General features: G+C 36.7%; 13 protein-coding genes. 5 read left to right on the plus strand and 8 right to left on the minus strand.

Features of this window, described 5'->3' with window-relative positions; translation table 11 throughout:
* Positions 1 to 70 precede the first annotated feature (70 nt).
* The 5 genes from NTX22_08530 to NTX22_08550 all read left to right on the plus strand — a co-directional run bounded on the left by NTX22_08530 (position 71) and on the right by NTX22_08550 (position 10,185).
* A complete protein-coding gene (locus NTX22_08530) occupies positions 71 to 2,545 on the plus strand; it encodes a TonB-dependent receptor (GenBank protein ID MCX6150552.1) in 2,475 nt (824 codons plus the stop codon).
* 176 nt (positions 2,546 to 2,721) lie between these two features.
* Positions 2,722 to 5,499, plus strand: coding sequence for a hypothetical protein (locus tag NTX22_08535; protein ID MCX6150553.1), 2,778 nt, complete (start codon positions 2,722 to 2,724; stop codon positions 5,497 to 5,499).
* A gap of 102 nt (positions 5,500 to 5,601) precedes the next feature.
* Complete coding sequence (locus NTX22_08540) at positions 5,602 to 6,597, plus strand: PorV/PorQ family protein (protein ID MCX6150554.1); 996 nt, start codon at positions 5,602 to 5,604, stop codon at positions 6,595 to 6,597.
* A gap of 45 nt (positions 6,598 to 6,642) precedes the next feature.
* Entirely contained in the window at positions 6,643 to 8,691 is a 2,049-nt protein-coding gene (locus NTX22_08545) for a Type 1 glutamine amidotransferase-like domain-containing protein (GenBank protein MCX6150555.1), read from the plus strand.
* 12 nt (positions 8,692 to 8,703) lie between these two features.
* A complete protein-coding gene (locus NTX22_08550; GenBank protein MCX6150556.1) occupies positions 8,704 to 10,185 on the plus strand; it encodes a DUF2817 domain-containing protein in 1,482 nt (493 codons plus the stop codon).
* 91 nt (positions 10,186 to 10,276) lie between these two features.
* Here the strand turns inward: NTX22_08550 and NTX22_08555 are convergent, their stop codons facing one another.
* The 8 genes from NTX22_08555 to hemH form a co-directional block, all read right to left on the minus strand.
* Entirely contained in the window at positions 10,277 to 11,596 is a 1,320-nt protein-coding gene (locus tag NTX22_08555) for a T9SS type A sorting domain-containing protein (GenBank protein ID MCX6150557.1), read from the minus strand.
* Between the two features lie 111 nt (positions 11,597 to 11,707).
* A complete protein-coding gene (hemL, locus tag NTX22_08560) occupies positions 11,708 to 12,997 on the minus strand; it encodes a glutamate-1-semialdehyde 2,1-aminomutase (protein MCX6150558.1) in 1,290 nt (429 codons plus the stop codon).
* A 74-nt stretch (positions 12,998 to 13,071) separates the two neighbouring features.
* Positions 13,072 to 14,385 (minus strand): MFS transporter, encoded by a 1,314-nt coding sequence (locus tag NTX22_08565; protein MCX6150559.1) that lies wholly within the window; start codon positions 14,383 to 14,385, stop codon positions 13,072 to 13,074.
* Positions 14,386 to 14,488: 103 nt separating this feature from the next.
* Entirely contained in the window at positions 14,489 to 15,472 is a 984-nt protein-coding gene (gene hemB / locus NTX22_08570) for a porphobilinogen synthase (GenBank protein ID MCX6150560.1), read from the minus strand.
* 48 nt (positions 15,473 to 15,520) lie between these two features.
* Complete coding sequence (locus tag NTX22_08575; GenBank protein MCX6150561.1) at positions 15,521 to 15,904, minus strand: four helix bundle protein; 384 nt, start codon at positions 15,902 to 15,904, stop codon at positions 15,521 to 15,523.
* A gap of 22 nt (positions 15,905 to 15,926) precedes the next feature.
* Positions 15,927 to 17,300 (minus strand): protoporphyrinogen oxidase, encoded by a 1,374-nt coding sequence (hemG, locus tag NTX22_08580; GenBank protein MCX6150562.1) that lies wholly within the window; start codon positions 17,298 to 17,300, stop codon positions 15,927 to 15,929.
* 141 nt (positions 17,301 to 17,441) lie between these two features.
* Positions 17,442 to 19,553 carry a M3 family metallopeptidase gene (locus NTX22_08585; GenBank protein MCX6150563.1) on the minus strand — a complete coding sequence of 704 codons (2,112 nt, stop codon included), beginning with the start codon at positions 19,551 to 19,553 and terminating at the stop codon, positions 17,442 to 17,444.
* Positions 19,550 to 20,509, minus strand: a complete 960-nt coding sequence (gene hemH / locus NTX22_08590) for a ferrochelatase (protein ID MCX6150564.1) — start codon at positions 20,507 to 20,509, stop codon at positions 19,550 to 19,552. Before hemH ends, NTX22_08585 begins: the two co-directional genes overlap by 4 nt.
* Positions 20,510 to 20,565: the final 56 nt, after the last annotated feature.

The following is a 20,565-nucleotide window of genomic DNA, read 5'->3' on the forward strand; positions in this document are numbered from 1 at the left end:
CAAGTACTTCGGAAATTTATCCGAGGCAGTAGTTAAAATAAAAAATTTAATTTGTTCCTGGAGATTGTAAATGAAAAGAATTTTATTTCTTTTAATCAGTATTCCATACATAGTCTTTGCCGGAACTACGGGCAAGGTAATCGGTATAATTACGGATGAAGCTACCGGCGAACCTCTCGTTGGTGCAAACATAATTCTTGAGGGTACAAATTTGGGTGCATCCACAGACTTAAATGGAAACTATGTTGTACTGAATGTTCCGCCTGGTTCTTACAATATAAAAGTCAGCTCGATTGGTTATGGTTCTGTTGTTACACAAAACGTAAAAATTGTAGTAGACCAAACAACAAATCTTTCCGTTTCACTAAAATCTACCGCACTTGAAGTTGCTGAAGTTATTGTAACCGCAAAAACCCCATTGATTCAAAAAGATATTACCAGCACAGTTTCTGTAATGACCCGCGATGAAATAGAATCTTTACCAGTAGCCAGTTTTACTGAATTACTTTCAATGCAGGCAGGGGTTGTTGGAAGCGGCAGCAATCTTCATATCAGAGGCGGAAGATCGAATGAAGTTGCTTATATGGTTGATGGAATGTATGTGCAGGATCCTTTGCTTGGCGGATTAGCAACTCAAATAAATAATGATGCAATTCAAGAGATGAGTCTTTTAAGCGGAACGTTTAACGCCGAGTATGGAAACGCTCTTAGCGGTGTTGTTAATATTGTAACCCGCGAAGGCAGCGACAAGTTTTTTGGTAAGATTGAAATACGATCCAGCGAATTTGGAGTTAAAGAATATTCTAAACTTCATGAATTAAGAATCAATGGTTCATTCGGTGGACCACTCTTTAGTAAAGATATAAAATTTTTCATTTCGGGTGAACAGAACAAACAGGGAAGTTATCTGCCGTTTGGTTATAATAAAGATATAACCATGGTTGGGAAACTTTCATTCACCTTTATTCCATCTGTTAAAATAACTTTATCCAACCGCGGCAGCGTGGGCAGAAGTCAGGAATATTCTCACGACTATAAATACATTCCGGAGAGATGGTCTAAAAACGAAACTGATAGTTACCAGGGAATGCTTACACTTACTCATACAATTGCCAGCAATTTCTTCTATGATCTGCGGGTATCATATTTTAACCAGGGATATTACCGCGGATTCGATCACGATACCTCCAACTATATTCCAGAAACAGATTTTGAATATATAGAAACATTTGAGGATGGAAGACCACACAGGGATTTTTATTCGAAAGCTAATTCATCAAGTATAACAGACAGCCGCACTGTAACTATTGATTCTAAACTCGATCTTACCTGGCAGCTTGGTAGCATTAACGAAATTAAAGCTGGACTGCAATACAAGAAGCATAGGTTAAGTCTTTATAACATTGATGGTGTAAGACGACCTTTACGCCTTCAGTATATCGATAATTATTTTACCGATAAACCATTCGAAGCCGCAGGTTATATTCAGGATAAAATTGAGCTTTCTTATTTGATAATAAATCTTGGACTACGTTACGATTATATGAATTCGAATGTAAGTTTCCGGCAAAACCCGCTCGATCCAAATTCATTATTAAAAGTAAAATCGCGCTCTCAGATAAGTCCGCGCATTGGAATTGCTCATCCAATTTCGGATAGAACCAAACTTCATTTTTCATACGGCTATTTTTTCCAGAACCCAAATTACAACCGCCTGTTTGAAAATAAAGAATATAAAATAAGTGTTCGCGAACCAATTTTTGGTACGCCAAATTTAGACGCCGAAAGAACCGTTTCTTATGAGGTCGGAATTTCGCATCAGTTCTCTGAAAGAATTGCTATGAGTCTGGTTGCACACTACAGAGATATTACCGGCTTAATCGGTACTACATATCTTTTCCCTTATGTTGAAGGAAGATACATTGGCTACACACTTTATGTGAATGAGGATTATGCTAACTCGAAAGGTTTTGAGCTTAACTTAGATATTCGTCCGGATAAATATTTTTCTGGAGGATTGACTTACACTTACTCGGTTGCAAAAGGAAGTGCGTCCTCCGAGACGGAACAATATCCAGGCACATCGGAATCAACGCTGCTTTATTATTTAGATTTTGATAAAACACATGTGGTTAATGCATCTGCAACATTTACTATTCCGGCAGAGGAAGGTCCAATTGTTTTTGGTAAGCCGATATTTGAGGATATGGATTTAAGTGTGATTTTTAGAGCTGGCTCCGGTTATCCTTATACGCCTTCTGGCAGAGATGTTGGATTTGTAGTGCGGAATTCTTTACGTATGCCGGCTACTTATTCTATTGATCTTGAAATTGGCAAAGAAATAATTTTACCCGGTAATTTGAAGTTGAGAGTTTTTGCCGAGATCTTAAATCTTACTAATCACCAAAATGTACTTTATGTTTATACCGATACAGGAGATCCGGAATATACCTTGGTTGGCGCCCGATCTATAGAATATCAGCGCGATCCATCCAACTATGGACCGCCGCGAAGTATACGACTTGGTATGGGGATGAGGTTCTAGGAATTTGAAGTAGTATGATGAAAGAGTGAACAAAGAATGTAGAATGTAGAATGTAGAATGTAGAGTGTAGAGTGAAGAATGAAAAATGAAGAACCGAAGTTCATTCTTGTGAAGTATATGAAAGGATTAGACATTTGAAATAAATTTAAGATGATAAAAAAATTATGAGCATAGAAATGAAGAAATCTTTTTTAATCTTATTATTCATTTTAGCAATTACTGTTTGCTATTTTCCGCAGGATGGGGTTAAGGAAATAGCCAAGGAAAAGAAAGATGGTTACCTGGAAAAAGTAACGGATATAAGCGACCGTGCTGGTGGAGCGCACAATGCAAGCAACATTGGATTATATTTTGAGAACCGTGGAAAACTTTATCCGCGCAGAATAACCCAGGGTCCTTCCGGTGAATTTCCGATTAACAGCGGGATGCATTACATATACCGCATCAATCCGATGGTTGGTGTACCAGGTAATGTTATCCAGGGGAGATATACAACAAATGAAGAATGGGAAGCAGTTGGCGGATATATTAACAAACAAATTTCTCAGATTGCAATAAGCGATAATCCTAAAACATGGCCTCCATCAGGTTGGCCAATAAAGGATAAAGATGGCAAACCTATCATCAAATCGGATCAGGATAGTTATTGTGTTTACAGCGACAGTAATAATTCAAGAAAAGTATTGGGAATTGTTGTTGCGCAGACTGGATATACTTACGGTGTTGGCTTTGCTAAAAATCTAATCTTCTACAAATTTGAAGTTATAAACAAAGGGAAAGAAAATCTTGATAGTGTTTACTTTAACTATTACACAGATATTGATGTTGGAAATGTCAGCGGCGGAGTTCCGGAATATTCAGATGACAAAATCGGTTTCGATAAATCAAGAAACTTTCTTTATTTCTTTGATGATGGAATTTCTGCTGAATGGCCCGGTGGTAAAACTGGTTACATGGGGGTTGCATTCCTAAAAACGCCAACTGTAAATGGAAAAGAACTTGGTGTTACCGATATGCACTACAATCTTTACGATGATGACACAGATATAGATTCAGTTCAATATGGAATTATGGCAAGCACACAAAGTTTATATAATTCAAGTTACCGCTCTAAGTTTTTTCATCTTGGTTCAGCGCAGGATATTCATTTTGATGATCCTTCAGTAATTCCGGTAAAGGGATTAGACATTGCGGCTAATGTTGCTTCCGGTCCGTACTTACTGAATGTTGGAGACACTTTGGTTTTTTACACTGTAATTGCCGCCGGCTGGGATTACAATGAAATATCAAAATATGTAGATCAGGCGTTTAATATTTTTAAATTTGATTTTGAAATAAGCAAACCGCCAGTAACTCCAAAGCTTAGCGCATTTGCCGGTGATGGAAGAGTTACTCTTTACTGGGACGATAAGGCAGAATATTCTAAAGATAAATTTTCTGGGCAATATGATTTTGAGGGCTACCGGTTGTATAGAAGTTTGGATAAAGGTGTAAACTGGGAGTTGCTAAAAGATTACGATGTTGCAGACAAAATTGGTTTTGATGCCGGCATTCAATATAGCTATATGGATACAACCGCCGAAAACGGATTTGAATACTGGTATAGTATAACTGCATACGATCGCGGCGATTCTTCGGTTGCAAGTCTTGAATCACCAAAAGGAAATACAACTGATGCAATCAATATTGCTTCGGTAATTCCGACTTCTTCTGCATTGGGTAGAACTCCGGTTTCCACTGGACAGGTAGAACAATCTGGAAAAGGAACTTCAAATTATATTTTTGAAACCCAGCCTGCTGATAATGATTCGCTGAAAGATAATGAATATAAGTTTGGCTTTACTTATTCGCAGCGCCAGGAAAAAGGTGAAAAGAAAATTACCGCCAGGATGATTGTGAATGATTCATCTAAAACAGTTATTAACACATATGGAATTGAGTTCATCAATAAAAGCTCATTTCATCTAATAGATTACTCAACAGGAGAAAACATAAGTCCGGATCCACATAGTTATAAAAGCGGGTCTTCATATACAATTATTTCCGGAACGGGCGGTAAGCGTCCGGTAGAAATGAAACTTTTTGGTCCGCCTGCAAATGCGCCGGCAGATTCCTTACCCAAAGCCGGTGATCTTTTTAAAGTTGCTTTTTCAATTTACGGGATAAGGAATAATGTTGATACTGTAATTTCCCCAAGACCATTTTCCATTAAACAATTGCAATCAACTAAAGATGGAGTAATTTTTAAAGTGATTCCTCCGGAAGTAATCAAAAGTGTTTCAAGAGTTGGCGGAACAGATAAATTTGATATTTTATTTTCTGTAGCAGATTCTACTACCTTGCAGAATGAAACATACCTTGTTTCTGTTGATAAAATCGGAGTTGATAATGAAGGGAAGAATTATATAAGTCTGCTGATCAGAAAATCAAATCAGGATACATTAAAACGATTTGATAAAGTTTATACCGGTGATTACTTTGTGTTTAATGGGCTGCAAGGCAAGGTTGATTTCCCGGCAAACACTCCACCATCACCAGGAAACATATTTTCTGTTCAATCAATTGTGCCCAAATTACCAACGCTGCAGGATGCATTTAAATTTAAGGTGATCGGTTCATCAATTAACAACAATGCAATCGTTCAAAATATTTCAAATATAAAAGTGGTTCCCAATCCTTACGTTGTTTCTTCTTTATATGAACCTGAATATGGAGAATTAAGAAGAGAACCACTGCGCCAACTTCAGTTTATTAATCTGCCCAACGAGTGTACTATTCACATTTTTACAATCGACGCAGATTTGGTAAAGACAATAAATCATAACTCAATAAATGGAACAGAGAACTGGGATTTGCGCACGGAAGGTGGAAGAGAAATAGCCCCTGGAATTTATGTTTACTTAGTTAAAACAAAAGACACGGAATACTTAAGCCGGTTTGCAGTGATAAAGTAACCGGGCTTTATACAATCCATACTTTTCGCTTTGAAAAGGAAAGGACAAATTAGTGGATCAAGATAATTAGCATGAGAAAGAAATTTATTTGGGAATTTTAAGATGAAGAATTATACAACCATAATATTAATTCTTTTTATTTCAACTGTCGGCTTTGCACAAAATCCAAATCTCGGAACATCGGGAGCACAGTTTCTACAAATACCTGTGGGTGCAAAAGCCACCGCACTTGGTGGCGCTTACATCGGTTTAGCTGATGATGCATCCGCAGTTTTTTGGAACCCAGCTGGTATAGCAAAGATAACCGGTAGTGCTGCACATTTTTCATATCAACGCTGGTTCAATATGTTTGATTTTAATGCGGTTTCCTTTGTTCATAACCTGGAAGATGTTGGAACATTAGCTGCAAGTCTTGTTGTGTTCAGTATGGATAAAATGGAAGTAACGGATGAACTAAATCCCAATGGTACCGGAAGATTTTTTGATGCGCAGGACATGGCGATTGGATTAACTTACGCACGCAAATTAACTGATCGTTTTTCTGTAGGTGTTTCTGCAAAGTATATTTACCAAAGGATATGGAATGAAACTGCAGAGGGGATTGCTTTCGATGTTGGTACACAATACCGTCTCGATTTTCAAAACCTGACAATTGCTATGAGTATGACAAACTTTGGTCCTGAAATGCAATTTGATGGACCAGATTTAAATATTACTTATGATAAAAGTAGTGGTGTTCCATTAAACCGGTTAACTCCAGCAAGACTTGTTACCGATACTTATCCGCTTCCTTTAAATTTTGAAGTTGGAATTGGAATGGATGTTTTTACAACCGAATTTGTTAAAGCCCGGTTGGGCATTGATGCGGTTCATCCAAATGATAATAAAGAACGGGTGCATGTTGGTGCAGAGTTTTCCTTTTTTGATCGCTTGTTTATCAGAGGCGGATATAAATATAATTATGACGATGAAGATTTTGCATTTGGCGCCGGTACCAATCTTCCTTTTGGTGGTACCAGGATTAGCTTTGACTATGGTTACTCACTTTATGATTTGCTGCCGGATGTTCACAGAATATCTCTCGGCATAGAATTTTAGTTTTTTGTCAATTTGGATAATCAAATTATAAATAATGCACTCCGCTTGCCAAAGAAAATAAATTCGTTGTTCGGAGTTTTTTCAAAAATTTCTAAGACCACAAAATATTTTATTTTTCTTCTTTGTTTAAGTCAGTCAAATTTTCCACAGGGTTACATTTGTGCTGTGGGCGGAGGTTCAGAAGATTATAATGATTGGAGCGACAAACCGTATGGCTGGATAGTTGAAAAGTCGGATAGCGGAAAAATAATTATCCTTGGTGTTGATGATGCAACAACCTGGCTGCCAGATTACTTCAAATTTCTTGGTGCTAAAGAAGTTTACAACAAGAAAATCTCTTCCCGCACTTCGGCAGATTTACAATCCACTTATGATGAACTAATTACTGCAAAAGCAATCTTCCTGCGCGGCGGAGATCAATATGATTACGTCCGCTTATGGAAAGGAACAAAAACAGAAACCGCAATAAAATATGTTTTTCAAAACGGAGGAGTAATTGCAGGAACCAGCGCAGGAGCCGCAGTACTTGGCGATTTTGGATTTTCCGCAAAATATGGCTCAGTCGATTCTAAAGAATGTTTGGCTAATCCTTTCAGCAGTAAAATTGATCTGGAAGATAACTTCATCGATTTGGTTCCCAATGTACTTTTTGATACGCACTTTATAGAGCGCGGAAGATTTGGAAGATTAATTGCATTCCTCATCAACCTGCACCAAAAGCAAAGAGATGTTTTGGGGATTGGAGTTGATGATATGACAGCTTTCTGTATCGATAAAAATGGAATTGGTGAGGTAATGGGAAGCGGAGCGGTTTCTATTTTTCAAATTGATGAAGCAACCCGTTTTAGCGGTAACACTGTAAACAATCTAAAGTCCCACCAGCTTGTTGAAGGATGGAGTTATGATTTAAAGAAAATGGAAGTTGAAGAAATTCCTCCTTCAGCAAAAGCGGTTGATTCATCCAGGGCAATACAATTGCCCAAGCAAATAATGTGGTTAACCGGAACAAATGATTTGCAATTGAATTTGGCAAATGGTTTCAACCATTTATTATTTATCTATGGACCAAAGAAAACACTGTTGTTCTATGATCCTAAAAGCTCATCAGGTATAACGCCGCTATTTAATTTTTTCGCACAAAATGGTTTTACAGTATATGATACGCTGGAGGTTTCTGCCCGCACAGCAAATTATAATGTAAGCGTAGAAAAAATATTAAACGCTGATTTATATGTTTTCCTTGGCACTTCACCATCCGCATTCCAGGTATTGATTGATACAACCACAATAATGGGTTATCATCTTCACCAAAAAATTATTACCCAAGGATCATTCTGGTATTTCATTGGTAATACCGGAAAATTAGCTGGTGAGTACTATATCGATAATACTGATGACAATTATTTATCATCTTATCATGGTCAAATGACGATTAAGAATGGCCTAAATTTGTTTGGCGATCTGATATTTCAACCGCTTCTTTTTGACGATTCAGACTATTACGAAAACAGATCATCTTCTTTGCTGTATGGAATGATGAGAAACAGAAAGCAAGTTGGCATTTACCTTAGTGATGGAAATTATGTTAATCTTTTAAGTGGTTTTTGCAGAACCAATCACTCTTTTGAACTTCCATTTATTTGTGTTAGCGCAAAAAACACTACTTATGTAGATTCCTCAAAATATGTAGCAGGCAGCGGCTACAAACCACGCCAGGTTGTAGCAATGAATAATCTTAGATACACGATTTCAAATGAACGCTGTGTCTACATCCTTGATAATGGTGAGTTATTTATCACAAGCGTTGTTAAGGAGGATAATGAAAAACAGGGTCCGTTTATTCTGAATAACAATTTTCCAAATCCATTCAACAACTCAACAAAAATAAGTTATACGCTTCCAACTGATTCAAAAGTATTAATTGAGTTATTCAATTTACTCGGTGAAAGGATTTACATTTTGAGAAATCAATATGATGCGGCTGGCTTTCATACACTGGACTTTGATGGCAAAGAACTATCAAGCGGAGTTTATTTTTACAAACTTACAGCCGGAAGTTTTTCTCAAATTAAAAAAATGATTTTTTTAAAATAAAGCTAATTGATTATGAAATATTTAATTGCACTTTTACTTTTTTTAAACTGCCAAGCGCAGGAGATTCAAACTCCGCTTGAGAAATCGAACTACACAAAGCTTTCTTCTAATGAAGAAATAATTGGTTTTGTAAAAGAAGCTGCTGCTCAAAATTCACTCATTAAGTTTGAAATAATAGGGCGGACAATTGAAGGAAGGAATATTCCTGCTGTAAAAATCTCCACCACTGAGTTTGGGATAGATAAAACAAAAATAAAAGTTTTAATATTTGCACAACAGCACGGTAATGAGCATTCTGGAAAGGAAGGATCTCTAATGCTGCTTAAAGAAATAGCGGGAGGGAAATTAAATCATCTTTTTAAAAAAATTGATTTAATACTTATTCCACAGATGAATCCTGACGGAAGTGAAAGAGATGAACGTAGGAATTCACACGGAATGGATTTGAACAGAAATCATTTAATACTAACCGAACCAGAGACACAAGCATTACATAAACTTTTCAATCAATATCTTCCGGAAGTTACTGCGGATGTTCATGAATATTATCCTTACAGCAAAGACTGGTTAGAATACGGTTACATTAAAAACCATGATGAACAAATTGGAAGTATTACAAATCCAAATGTATCTTTAGTAATAAAAAACTATACAAGAAAAACCTTCCTTCCTTTTATTAAAGAATCTTTAAATAAAAATGGTTTTACTTCATTTGAATATATTCCCGGTGGTCCACCGGAAAAGGAAAGAATTCGCTTGAGCACATACGATATAAATGATGGAAGGCAGAGTCTGGGTATTTTAAATTCTTTCTCGGTGATATTTGAAGGCAAAAACGGAAAAGATTCCATTGATAATATTAAGCATCGGGCTGAAGGGCAATGCGCCGCGATGAAAGCATTGCTGGAGTTTGTTTATAATGATAAAGATAGAATTATAAATATGGTGGAGAGCGGAAGAGAAAAACTATTGAATTCCAAACCGGGAGAGAAAATAGCCATACGTGTTGAACATGTAAAAGGTGATGAATTGCTTGCACTTCCACTCCGCTCAGTACGTACAGGAAAGGATACAATTGTTACTGTAAAGGAATATCATCCCGTTGATAAAATACTTTTAGAAGTTGAAAAACCGATTGGTTATTTGATTCCAAAAGCCGACTCTAACTTAACCAGGTTGTTGAAACTCCACGATCTTAAATACGAAAATTTTATTGCTGAGACTTTTTATAATATTGAAGAATACAGAATTGTAAAAATAGATTTTGATGTTGTGGAGGAAGATAGTCTTCTGTATCCCAAAGTTGAAAAGAAAACAGCCGATATAAATAATCCGGATGATTATTACTTTGTTCCAACAAGACAGCTCCATTCCAATATGCTTGTTTTAGGATTAGAACCACAATCAACGTTGGGAATAGTTCAATACAAAATTTATAAGTACTTGTTGGAAATAGGAAAGAGCTATCCGATTTTACGAGTTGTTAAAAAGTAAGTACGCTACATTACCTCGACTGCATTTCCGTATAACCTTGAAGGTTTTCTGAGAACATTCAAGGTTTTTGAGAACCTTCAAGGTTTTTCAATTATTTCATCAAAATTAATTTCCTGGTCTCAGCATAATCTCCAGCTCTAAGCTGGTAAAAATATACACCGCTTGGTAGGGGCGAGGTTACCTCGTCGCTACTTATGTTGAACTCTACTTCATAGCTTCCAGCAGTCTTATATTCATTTACCAACGTTGCCACTGCTTTGCCAAGCATATCAAAAACTTTTAGAGTAATTAATCCCGCGGTAAGAATTTGATAACGAATTTTTGTAGTTGGATTGAATGGATTGGGAAAGTTTTGAGAAAGTTTATATTCGGATAGGGAATTATTTCTCTCATTTGTTATACCTGTAAGCGGACTATAAAAGAAAGAAATTTCATTAGAGAGAAAACCAATCCTGGTATCATCCGGATTTTTAAGAACAAGTGGTCCATTAGCAGAAATCCAATGGTTATTATTCCATGTTTCAAAATTAATTATAATGGGATAATTGTTTTCATCATATTCATTAAGAATTCTGGAATCATTTGCCCACTCGGAATTTTGCCAAACTTCAACAAGTTGTTCAGTCATATTATTATCATAATGAATGGAGTTCTTAGCAAAATTAATCCATTGACTTCCGTCCCATTGGTTTACTACAATACTAATTAAATTCCATTGATAGTCATATTCAAATACTCGCTCTTTGTCAATCACCCATTTATTATCATTCCAGAGTTCAAATAAATCTGAAGCTTTATTTCCGTTTTCATAATAGGTTGTTGTAACTTTGGAGGAATAATTCCAGGAAGTATCTATCCAGTCTTCATTTATTTGTTCTATTGGATTCCCCATGGAATCATATCTTATGCTATATCTAAACCAATTATTCCATTGCTCAAAACCCCAGAGCTCAACAAAGTAATTAGATTCTCTGCTAAGCGAGTCATAACTATAATTTTCTCTCATTAAGGATTTCCATTTATCATAATTTAGACGCTCCTGCAAAATAGTTTGAATTTTTCCTGCGAAGTTGTACGTATTAGAATTTCTCCAAAATGTAGTCCATTTGTCCCCATCCCAATATGAATAAATATAAGATGACAATTTCCCCTGGTTATCATATAGGTATTCTACTTTACCTAATGACCCACCCAAATAGATTATATAAATACTGTCTAAAGAATAGTCTGTTTCATTTTTTCGTTGGGAGTTTTTTGTTTGGGAAATATCTATCCAACGCCCTGGCGGATTTAAAAATTGATTTGAAGATTTACTAAGTGAATTAGGAAACTTTATTGTTTCTTGGGGATGTAAAAAACTTCCGCAGATTAAAAAACAGATTATTAAATACACACATGCTTTTCCTTTCATTATATTTTTCTCCCTAAAAAATCTAAAGGAATGTTTATAAATCCGATAAGTATATTCTTCCTGACCGAAATTATAATAATTGCTCTACTTAATCAAGCCTCTTACCTCAACCTATAAAATTTCCTTCATCGCTTCATACTGTGCCTTCACAGTTTTCTCCAAATCTTTTTGCGAGTGAGCCGTTGAAACAAACATTGCTTCGAACTGTGCCGGTGCAACGTAGATGCCTCGCTTTAACATTTCGTGGAAAAATTTCCCGTACAGGATTGTATCTGAGGAAACGGCGGATTTGAAATCAACAACTTCCTGTTCGGTAAAGAAGAGCGTCATCATTGAACCAACACGGTTAAATGCAAATTTCTTTCCGAGCGATTTCATATTTTCTTTAAAACCATCTTCAAGAAATTTTGATTTCTCTTCAAGCAGATTGTAAATCTCCGGATGATTTTTTATATAAGTTAGAGCGGCATAACCTGCAGACATCGCGAGCGGATTGCCGCTTAATGTTCCAGCCTGGTAAATAGGTCCGCTTGGAGAAATCATTTCCATAATTTCTCTTTTACCGCCGAATGCGCCAACAGGTAAGCCCCCGCCGATGATTTTTCCGAAAGTGGAAAGATCAGGTTTTACTCCAAGGATTTCCTGCGCCCCACCTTTTGCCACACGGAAGCCAGTCATTACTTCGTCAAAGATCAAAACAATTTTTTCTTCTTCGCAAATTTCTTTTAATTCTTTTAAAAATTGTTCATTGATTTTTACAACGCCCATATTGCCGGCAACCGGTTCAATAATTACCGCCGCTATTTCATTCTTATTCGATTGAACCAGCTTTTTAATTGATTCAATATTATTGTAATCGGCAATCAAAGTATCAGCAGCATTTCCTTTTGTAACACCGGGACTTGTAGGAACTCCAAAAGTTAATGCCCCCGAACCAGCTTTAATTAAAAAGTAATCTGCGTGTCCGTGATAGCAACCTTCGAACTTAATAAATTTTTCTTTTCCTGTGTAACCGCGGGCTGAACGAACTGCGCTCATTGTTGCTTCAGTTCCACTGTTTACCATCCGCACCATTTCCATCGATGGAACAAGTTCATTAATCAGCTTTGCCATTTTAACTTCAAGCTCTGTGGGCGCACCAAAGCTTGTACCGTTTTCAATTGCTTCCAGCAAAGCTGTTTTTATGAAGTCCGGATTGTGTCCGAAAAGATGTGGTCCCCAGCTTCCGATGTAATCGATATATTCGTTACCATCAACATCCCAGAATTTTGAACCCGCTCCCTTTTTAATAAAGATTGGATTTCCTCCGACTGACTTAAATGCCCTTACCGGGGAATTAACTCCGCCCGGAATATATTTTTTAGCTTCTTCAAAAATTCTTTCGCTGTTCTGTATGTTCATTTAAACTCCGAGAATCATTTAAAATTTATTTTTGTTCTAATCATTCCACAACTTTGTATTGGATGAAATAATTTCTACTCCACTTTCCTTAGTTGAGGAAAACGAATATTAATAAAAATAACAAACGCAGTTAAAACTACTGCATTAATTAAAATTGCCATTGGCGATCCAAAATGTTCTGCCTCGGTGCCGATAAGTAAGGCACCAACCGGCATAAATGCAAAAAAGCTGAATGCGTAGATCGACATAATCCTTCCGCGGAATTCTTCCGATACCAAAGTTTGAATTGTTCCATTTGATAAATTAAAAAGAAGAATTAATGCCCCGCCAATTCCTACTAAAAGCAAAAGCGATAAAAATAGCGACCGGTTAAATGAGAACAATAAAAGCAATATGGGTAGCGAGACCAATCCATACGTTAAGAGTTTTCCTTTTATTTTAAAATGACTTATTGAAGCAACCAACAAAGCAGCCAGGACAGCCCCAACGCCTCGGGCAGATTGAAGAAATCCATTTGTAGTTGAATCACCATGCAATATCTTTACAGCCCAGGCAGGAAATAATGTTACCAATCCCATTCCGAAAACACTCGTCATCGCCATTATGGAAATGATTGTTAAGATCATTTTTTGAGTTCTTAAGTATCTGAATCCTTCTCTCAATTCATAAAGGATGGATTTTTGATTTTGCCTTGGTTGATATGGTTTAAGTTTCATCTGCCACAAGCTAAATATCACTGCTAAAAATGAAATACCGTTTATTGTAAAACACCACGCGGGACCGAACAGTGCATATGTTATTCCCGCTACTGCGGGACCTACAGCGGTGGCACTATTGAACATCGTTGAGTTCATGGCAATTGCATTAACTAAATCTTTACGTTCTACAAGTTCAGTTGCAAAAGCCTGCCGTGATGGAGCATCGAATGCGTTTGCAATACCAAGTCCAAACGCAAGTAGAATGATGTGCCATGGAACCACCAGTTTGGTAAATGTTAAAAAGGCTAAAATAAAAGCGAGTATCATCATTACAGTTTGAGTAATAATTAATACTCGTCGCCTGGAAAATCTATCAGCAATTACACCTGCATAAAATGTAAAGAGCCATGCCGGAACTCCCGCAGCAAAACCAACGTATCCCAGGAATGCCGGGGAATGTGTAAGCTCATAAACAAAAAAACCTTGTGCAGTAGATTGCATCCACGACCCGAACAGGGAAACCATTTGTCCCCAAAACCACAATCTGTAGTTGCGATATTTTAGTGCAGCAAAAGTTTGTTTCCAGCTAACCTTACCTTTGAGCCTGGAAGAGAAATTCTTGAACCTCCCATTTTTTACTGTAGGTGATAAAGGAGTGATTATTTCCTCTTCGGGATTACCGTTGCTCATAAATTACAAAATAGCAATCTGTTAAAAAAATATTGAAATTATAGCCATTCAATAAATCAGTAATGAAATTAAATTCCTCTCCAGATCAGGATTAAGATCATGATCAAGCAAGATTGTTTAAATACTTTGCAACATCTTTTGCAAAGTAAGTTAATATCATATCCGCGCCAGCGCGTTTAATTGCAGTTAAAGATTCCAGCATTATTCTTTGTTCATCAATCCAGCCAAGTTTTGATGCAGCTTTAATCATCGAATATTCACCGCTTACCTGGTAAGCTGCAGTTGGCAATCCAAATTTTTCCTTAACACGCCAAATAATATCCAGGTATGCTCCAGCAGGTTTAACCATAACAATATCGGCGCCTTCCTCAATGTCGGATTCAACTTCGCGTAAAGCTTCATCTGCATTTGCCACATCCATTTGATGAGAGCGTCTATCTCCAAATGCCGGTGTTGATTCTGCTGCATCGCGGAATGGACCGTAATAACCGGAAGCATACTTAGCTGCGTAGCTCAAAATCGGGAGTTTTGTAAAACCCTTGTAGTCAAGCGCTTTTCTGATTGCTGCAACTCTTCCATCCATCATATCGGACGGAGCGATAATATCTGCACCAGCCTCTGCATGGGAAATTGCTTCTTTCGCAAGAAGCGAAACGGTTTCATCATTTATAACTTCTTCGCCATCAAGCAATCCGCAGTGACCGTGTGAAGTATATTCGCATAAACACACATCAGTAATAACAACTAAATTTTTTACGTTTGCTTTAATCGCTCTTGTTGCTTGTTGGATTATTCCATTCGAATCATAAGCCTCTGAACCTATTTCGTCTTTGTGTTCAGGAATTCCAAAAAGAATTATCGCCGGAATACCAAGAGCAGATATTTCTTTGCACTCTTCAACGAGTACATCTACAGACATTTGAAAAACACCCGGCATTGATTTGATTTCATTCTTGATTTTTTCTCCATGTACAACAAAGAGAGGATAAATTAAATCTTTTTTACCAAGCTGTGTTTCTCTAACCATATCGCGGATGATTGGGTTGTAACGCAATCTTCGTAATCGCGTTGTGGGATAAGTAGCCATTTTACCTCCAAGGATGTTAGTGTAGAGTGAAGAACGTAGAGTGTAGAATTAAACATTACTTTTTGCAGTTTTGATGCTGCTTGTCAATATTCTTTCCAGTTCATCACAATCATTATTTAAGCTTTTATATTCTTTTGAATTAATAATTTTGGATTCATTTAACAATGTCAACCAAAATTCCGTTTCCCGTGCTTCTTTAAGTGAAATAAGTAATTTATTTATAAAGTCTTTTCTCGATGCTGCGCTATGTGCTTCAGAAACATTTGCGCCTATCGAAGTTCCGCATCTCAATAATTGTTTAAATATCGGATCGTAATCTTTATCCCTTTGTAATAATATTTTATATAATTTTACCACTCGTACTGAAAACGTAAAAGATTTATTTTTGAGTACACTTCCATAAATAATTGTTGGTTCAAAAACTTTTGCCATTCTTCACTCTACACTCTTCGTTCTAAGTTAATAAGTTTTTTACTTTATTGTAAACCACTTCAGAATTCTTTACGCAATCTCCGACAGAAATTCCGCCGCGGTAATTTCCACTTAGAATAATACCGGGATTGGCTTTTTCAAACTGATCAAAATATTTTTCATGTTCAATGTAACCGATATTGTACTGTGGAATTGCCTTCTCCCACATTCTGTCAGTTATAAAAATCGGCTTCTCTTTAATCCGCATTATTGATTGAAACTCATCCAGTACTTGTCCAATCAAAATATCTTTTTGCAGATCAAACAATTCTGGTGAACGAGCTCCGCCAACAAAAATAGTAAAGCAGGCATTTCCATTAACAGACCGATTAGGAAATATCACTGAACTCCAGATGGCGCCAAGGTACGCTTTTTTTTCTTTCTGTGGAATTAAAAATCCAAATCCGTCCAAAGCTTGTCCAACATCTTCTTTTTTATAACCAAGAAACAAAACCATTACAGGCGGATAATAAACTGCCTTAAGATGATTTGACAGAGTTCCGTCCATATTTTCAAAAAGGGGACCGGCAATGTGAGACGGAATAGCTGAAACAATTATGTCGGCGTTTATATTTTTGTTTTCGCCATTTTGCAGATAAGAAACACCGTAACCTTTTTCCAGTTTTTCTAATTTTGTTATTGATGCATTCAGAAAAACTTTTCCATCAAGCTTTTTTGCAATTGCCAATGGAAGAACCTGCATTCCACTTTTGAATGAAAACATCCTGGCGTTTTGTTTTGATTGTTCTGCTCTCTCTTTTCTTTCTTTTGCCCCTTTGATCATTCCTTTTATTAAACCACCGTAAACTTCCTCAAGCCGGTACAATTTTGGGAATGCCGATTTAACACTTAACTCATCAGGGTTACCGGCATATACGCCAGCTACAAATGGATTGATCGCGTAATCTAAAAACTCCTGTCCCAATCTTCTTTTTACAAATTGAGAAATGCTTTGGTAATAACCATCTTCTGATCTGCCAATGAATGGTTCTGCAAACAATCTAAGTTTTGCCTTTGTAGAAAATAATCTTGATTTAAGAAAAGCTGGTGGATTCATTGGGAGCGGATGAAGTACATCCTCCCTTAAAATGTATCGCTTATTTCCTTCCTCATTTGCATAAATTATTTCATCTGAAAGACCAACAGCATCAACAATCTGGCGGATTAGCGGAGTTGTTTCCAATCCGCTGTTTGGTCCGTAATCAACCAGGTAGCCATTCTCCTCGCGGCTAATCATTGCCCCGCCGGCTTCAGAATTTTTATCAAGAACAGTTACATCATAACCATCTTTATGAAGCCAGTAAGCGGCTGCTAAACCGGAAATTCCAGCGCCAAATATTATTATTTTTTTGCTCATATTTTTTTAGTAAGAATCAATTTTGATTTAACTAATCAGTCAGCAAATCTGTCATCTAATTCGTGTCATTAAGTTGTCGAGTGTGTTTCATTTTTAATAAAAAACAAATAACTATAAATAACTTTCCGAAGGAACAAATGACTAATTTAATCCGCGTTTTGTTAAAAGTGCATCAACCTTGGGTTCTCTTCCTCTGAATTTTTTATACAGAACCATTGGTTCTTCACTCCCGCCTTTTTCTAAAATATTTTTTCTAAAAGAATTTGCCAGTTCTCTATCAAACAAATTCCCTTTCTCTTTAAATGCCTGGAATGCATCTGCATCAAGTACTGCTGCCCAAATGTAACTATAATAACCAGCGGAATATCCTCCGGCAAAAACATGCTGGAAGTTTGTACTCTGGTACCGGGATTCTATTTCCGGAAGCAATCCAATTTTGTTTAAAGATTCTTTCTCAAATTTTACTGCATCTTTTTCTTCATCAGTAGTTAAAGTGTGCCAGTCCAGATCGAGTATTGAAGCGGCAAGATATTCAACGGATTCAAATCCTTGATTGAAGAGTGAAGAGTTTTCTATCTTCTTAATTAATTCATCTGGCATTGGTTCACCGGTTTTGTAATGCTTCGCGTACATTTTAAGCACTTCCGGTTCCATTGCCCAGTTTTCCATTATCTGCGAAGGAAGCTCAACAAAATCTCGTACAACGGATGTGCCTGAAAGGCTCGGATAAACGGTGTTACCAAACATTCCATGAATGGCATGACCAAATTCGTGGAATAAAGTATTTACTTCATCAATACTAAGCAGCGAAGGTTTATCCGAAGTTGGTTTGGAGAAATTTCCATTGTTACAAATAATTGGGTCAATAAATTTTCCATCGATATTAGACTGATCTCTAAAGTTACTCATCCAGGCACCGCTTCTTTTACTATCGCGTGGAAAATAATCAGTATAAAGAATTGCTATATGTTTTCCATTTGCTTCCTTAACTTCAAACACTCTAACATCAGGATGATAAACCGGAATGTCTTTCCGCTCAACAAACTGAATTCCGTATAATTTAGTTGCTACACCAAAAACACCATCAATAACATTTTCTAATTTGAAATAAGGGCGAAGCATTTCTTCATCCAGATTATATTTTTCCTTTTTAACTTTCTCGGCATAATACCACCAATCCCATGCAGCCAATTTAAATTTTCCGTTTTCCTTATCAATGATTGTTTGCATATCAGCCACTTCTGCCGAAGATCTTTTCAATGCTGGTTTCCAGAGATCATTTAAAAATTTGTAAACGGTTTCGGGATTCTTAGCCATACTTTTTTCAAGCACATAATCAGCGTGAGTTTTATATCCAAGCAAATTTGCTCTATCCACACGCACAGAAGCTATTCTTGAAAGAACCTTTTTATTGTCAAAATCATTGTTGTTGTTTCCGCGGCTGAGATAAGCTTTAAAAAGTTTTTCTCTCAATTCTCTTTTAGGCGAGTATTGCAAAAAAGGAATAAAGCTTGGCTTTTGGAGATTGAAAATCCATTTGCCCTCCTGTCCTTTTGTCTTTCCCATATCCAGTGCAGCTTGCACAACGGCATCAGGCAATCCAACAAGATCTTCTTTATTATCGATTACTAAACCAATGGAATTGGTTTCCTTTAAAATATTATCACCGAACTTAAGCGATAGAAGAGAAAGCTCCTCATTTATTTTTCTAAGTTTATCTTTTTCTTCGGGATTAAGATTTGCACCGTTTCTTACAAAGCCGGAATAGTATTCTTCCAGCAAAGTATTTTGTTCGGTAGTAAGATTTAACTTATCCTTTTCTCCATAAATTGATTTTAACCGTTCGAAAAGTTTTTCATTCAGATTGATGTCGTCTCTGTGTTTTGATAACATTGGCGTAACGGTTTGTGCTATCTTCTGCATTTCATCATTTGTGTTTGATGAAAGAAGATTGAAAAACACATTGCTTACTCTTGTAAGAAGTGCGCCGCTTTTTTCCATCGCGTCAATTGTGTTTTCAAAAGTAGGTTTTTCGGTGCTGTTCAGTAATTGATCAACCTCGTTCTTCTGCTCTTTCATTCCTTCTTCGAAAGCAGGTAAATAATGCTCTTCCTTAATCTCATTAAAAGGTGGAGTCTGAAACGGAGTTTTCCATTCCTTTAAGAAAGGATTGTTCATGTTCTTCTCATCATTTGAATAACTTAGAGGACTAATTATGACAACTAATACCAAAAGGTAAAACAAGGTTTTCATTTTGAATCCAATTTATTTGTGATTAATTCAGTTAATGCCACTATAAAGATTTCAGAATCGTTCAATCCAGTCATAACAATATAATCCTCAATGCCAGCTTTATCAGCAACGTGTCGGTATTCAATGTCTAATTCAAATGATGTTTCTACGTGATCGGAAACGAAACTGATCGGGATGATCAATAAATGTTTTTTCCCTTTTGCTGCAAGTTCTTTAATCATTGTATCAGTTGCCGGGGTAAGCCATTTAACCGGACCAACTTTACTTTGAAAGCATTCGTGATATTCGTGAGAATTATTTCTTTGCTTCATTACCAGTTCAACGGTTTTCTTTATGTGGTGGCTGTATGGATCTCCTTTTTTAACATAACTAACCGGTGTTCCATGCGCGCTGAAAACCAATTGAACTTCCTTCCTTACTTCCTCCGGAAATTTAAGAAGTGTTTCATCAATTCTTTGATTTATAGCCTTGCAGTAAGTTTCGTTATCAAAATAATTATCTATGTAAATTAATTTCGATTGATCTCCTTTGTAACACCTCTTCCATTCGTTAAAAGAAGAGCCCGTTGTTGAAACTGAGAAATGCGGGTAGAGCGGTAACAGAATTATTTTGTCATAATTTCCCTTTTCAATTTTCTCAGCGGTGGCGCTGGTTAGAGGATGCCAGTAACGCATCGCTACGAAAACATCAACATTAAAATTTTTGTTTCGTAAATTCTCTTCAAGCATTCTCTGTTGCAACTCTGTCCAGCAGCCAATTGGAGAACTGCCACCAATCTTCCTATATTCTTCAATTACTTTTGGCGCTCTTTTTTTAGCAATAAATTTTGCAAGTGAATTTTGAAAAGGAAGTTTGAATATATCTCGGTCGCTAAAAAGGTTGGCAAGGAAGGGCTCCACTGCTTCAAGAGAATCTGGTCCTCCTAAGTTGAATAATACAATCGCGGTTTTTGTCATAAATATTTTTCCCTTTGTGTCTCTGTGCCTTAGTGGTAAAGTTCTTTCACCACCGA

The sequence above is a fragment of the Ignavibacteriales bacterium genome, assembly GCA_026390815.1.
Taxonomy (GTDB): domain Bacteria; phylum Bacteroidota; class Ignavibacteria; order Ignavibacteriales; family SURF-24; genus JAPLFH01.

What these genes read in the sequence shown, in the direction of transcription:
- NTX22_08550 (MCX6150556.1), top strand. Translation starts at nt 8,704, where the DNA reads ATGAAATATTTAATTGCACTTTTACTTTTTTTAAACTGCCAAGCGCAG.
- NTX22_08565 (MCX6150559.1), bottom strand. Translation starts at nt 14,385, where the DNA reads ATGAGCAACGGTAATCCCGAAGAGGAAATAATCACTCCTTTATCACCT.
- NTX22_08585 (MCX6150563.1), bottom strand. Translation starts at nt 19,553, where the DNA reads ATGAAAACCTTGTTTTACCTTTTGGTATTAGTTGTCATAATTAGTCCT.
- hemH (MCX6150564.1), bottom strand. Translation starts at nt 20,509, where the DNA reads ATGACAAAAACCGCGATTGTATTATTCAACTTAGGAGGACCAGATTCT.
- hemG (MCX6150562.1), bottom strand. Translation starts at nt 17,300, where the DNA reads ATGAGCAAAAAAATAATAATATTTGGCGCTGGAATTTCCGGTTTAGCA.
- NTX22_08555 (MCX6150557.1), bottom strand. Translation starts at nt 11,596, where the DNA reads ATGAAAGGAAAAGCATGTGTGTATTTAATAATCTGTTTTTTAATCTGC.
- hemL (MCX6150558.1), bottom strand. Translation starts at nt 12,997, where the DNA reads ATGAACATACAGAACAGCGAAAGAATTTTTGAAGAAGCTAAAAAATAT.
- hemB (MCX6150560.1), bottom strand. Translation starts at nt 15,472, where the DNA reads ATGGCTACTTATCCCACAACGCGATTACGAAGATTGCGTTACAACCCA.
- NTX22_08530 (MCX6150552.1), top strand. Translation starts at nt 71, where the DNA reads ATGAAAAGAATTTTATTTCTTTTAATCAGTATTCCATACATAGTCTTT.
- NTX22_08540 (MCX6150554.1), top strand. Translation starts at nt 5,602, where the DNA reads ATGAAGAATTATACAACCATAATATTAATTCTTTTTATTTCAACTGTC.
- NTX22_08575 (MCX6150561.1), bottom strand. Translation starts at nt 15,904, where the DNA reads ATGGCAAAAGTTTTTGAACCAACAATTATTTATGGAAGTGTACTCAAA.
- NTX22_08535 (MCX6150553.1), top strand. Translation starts at nt 2,722, where the DNA reads ATGAAGAAATCTTTTTTAATCTTATTATTCATTTTAGCAATTACTGTT.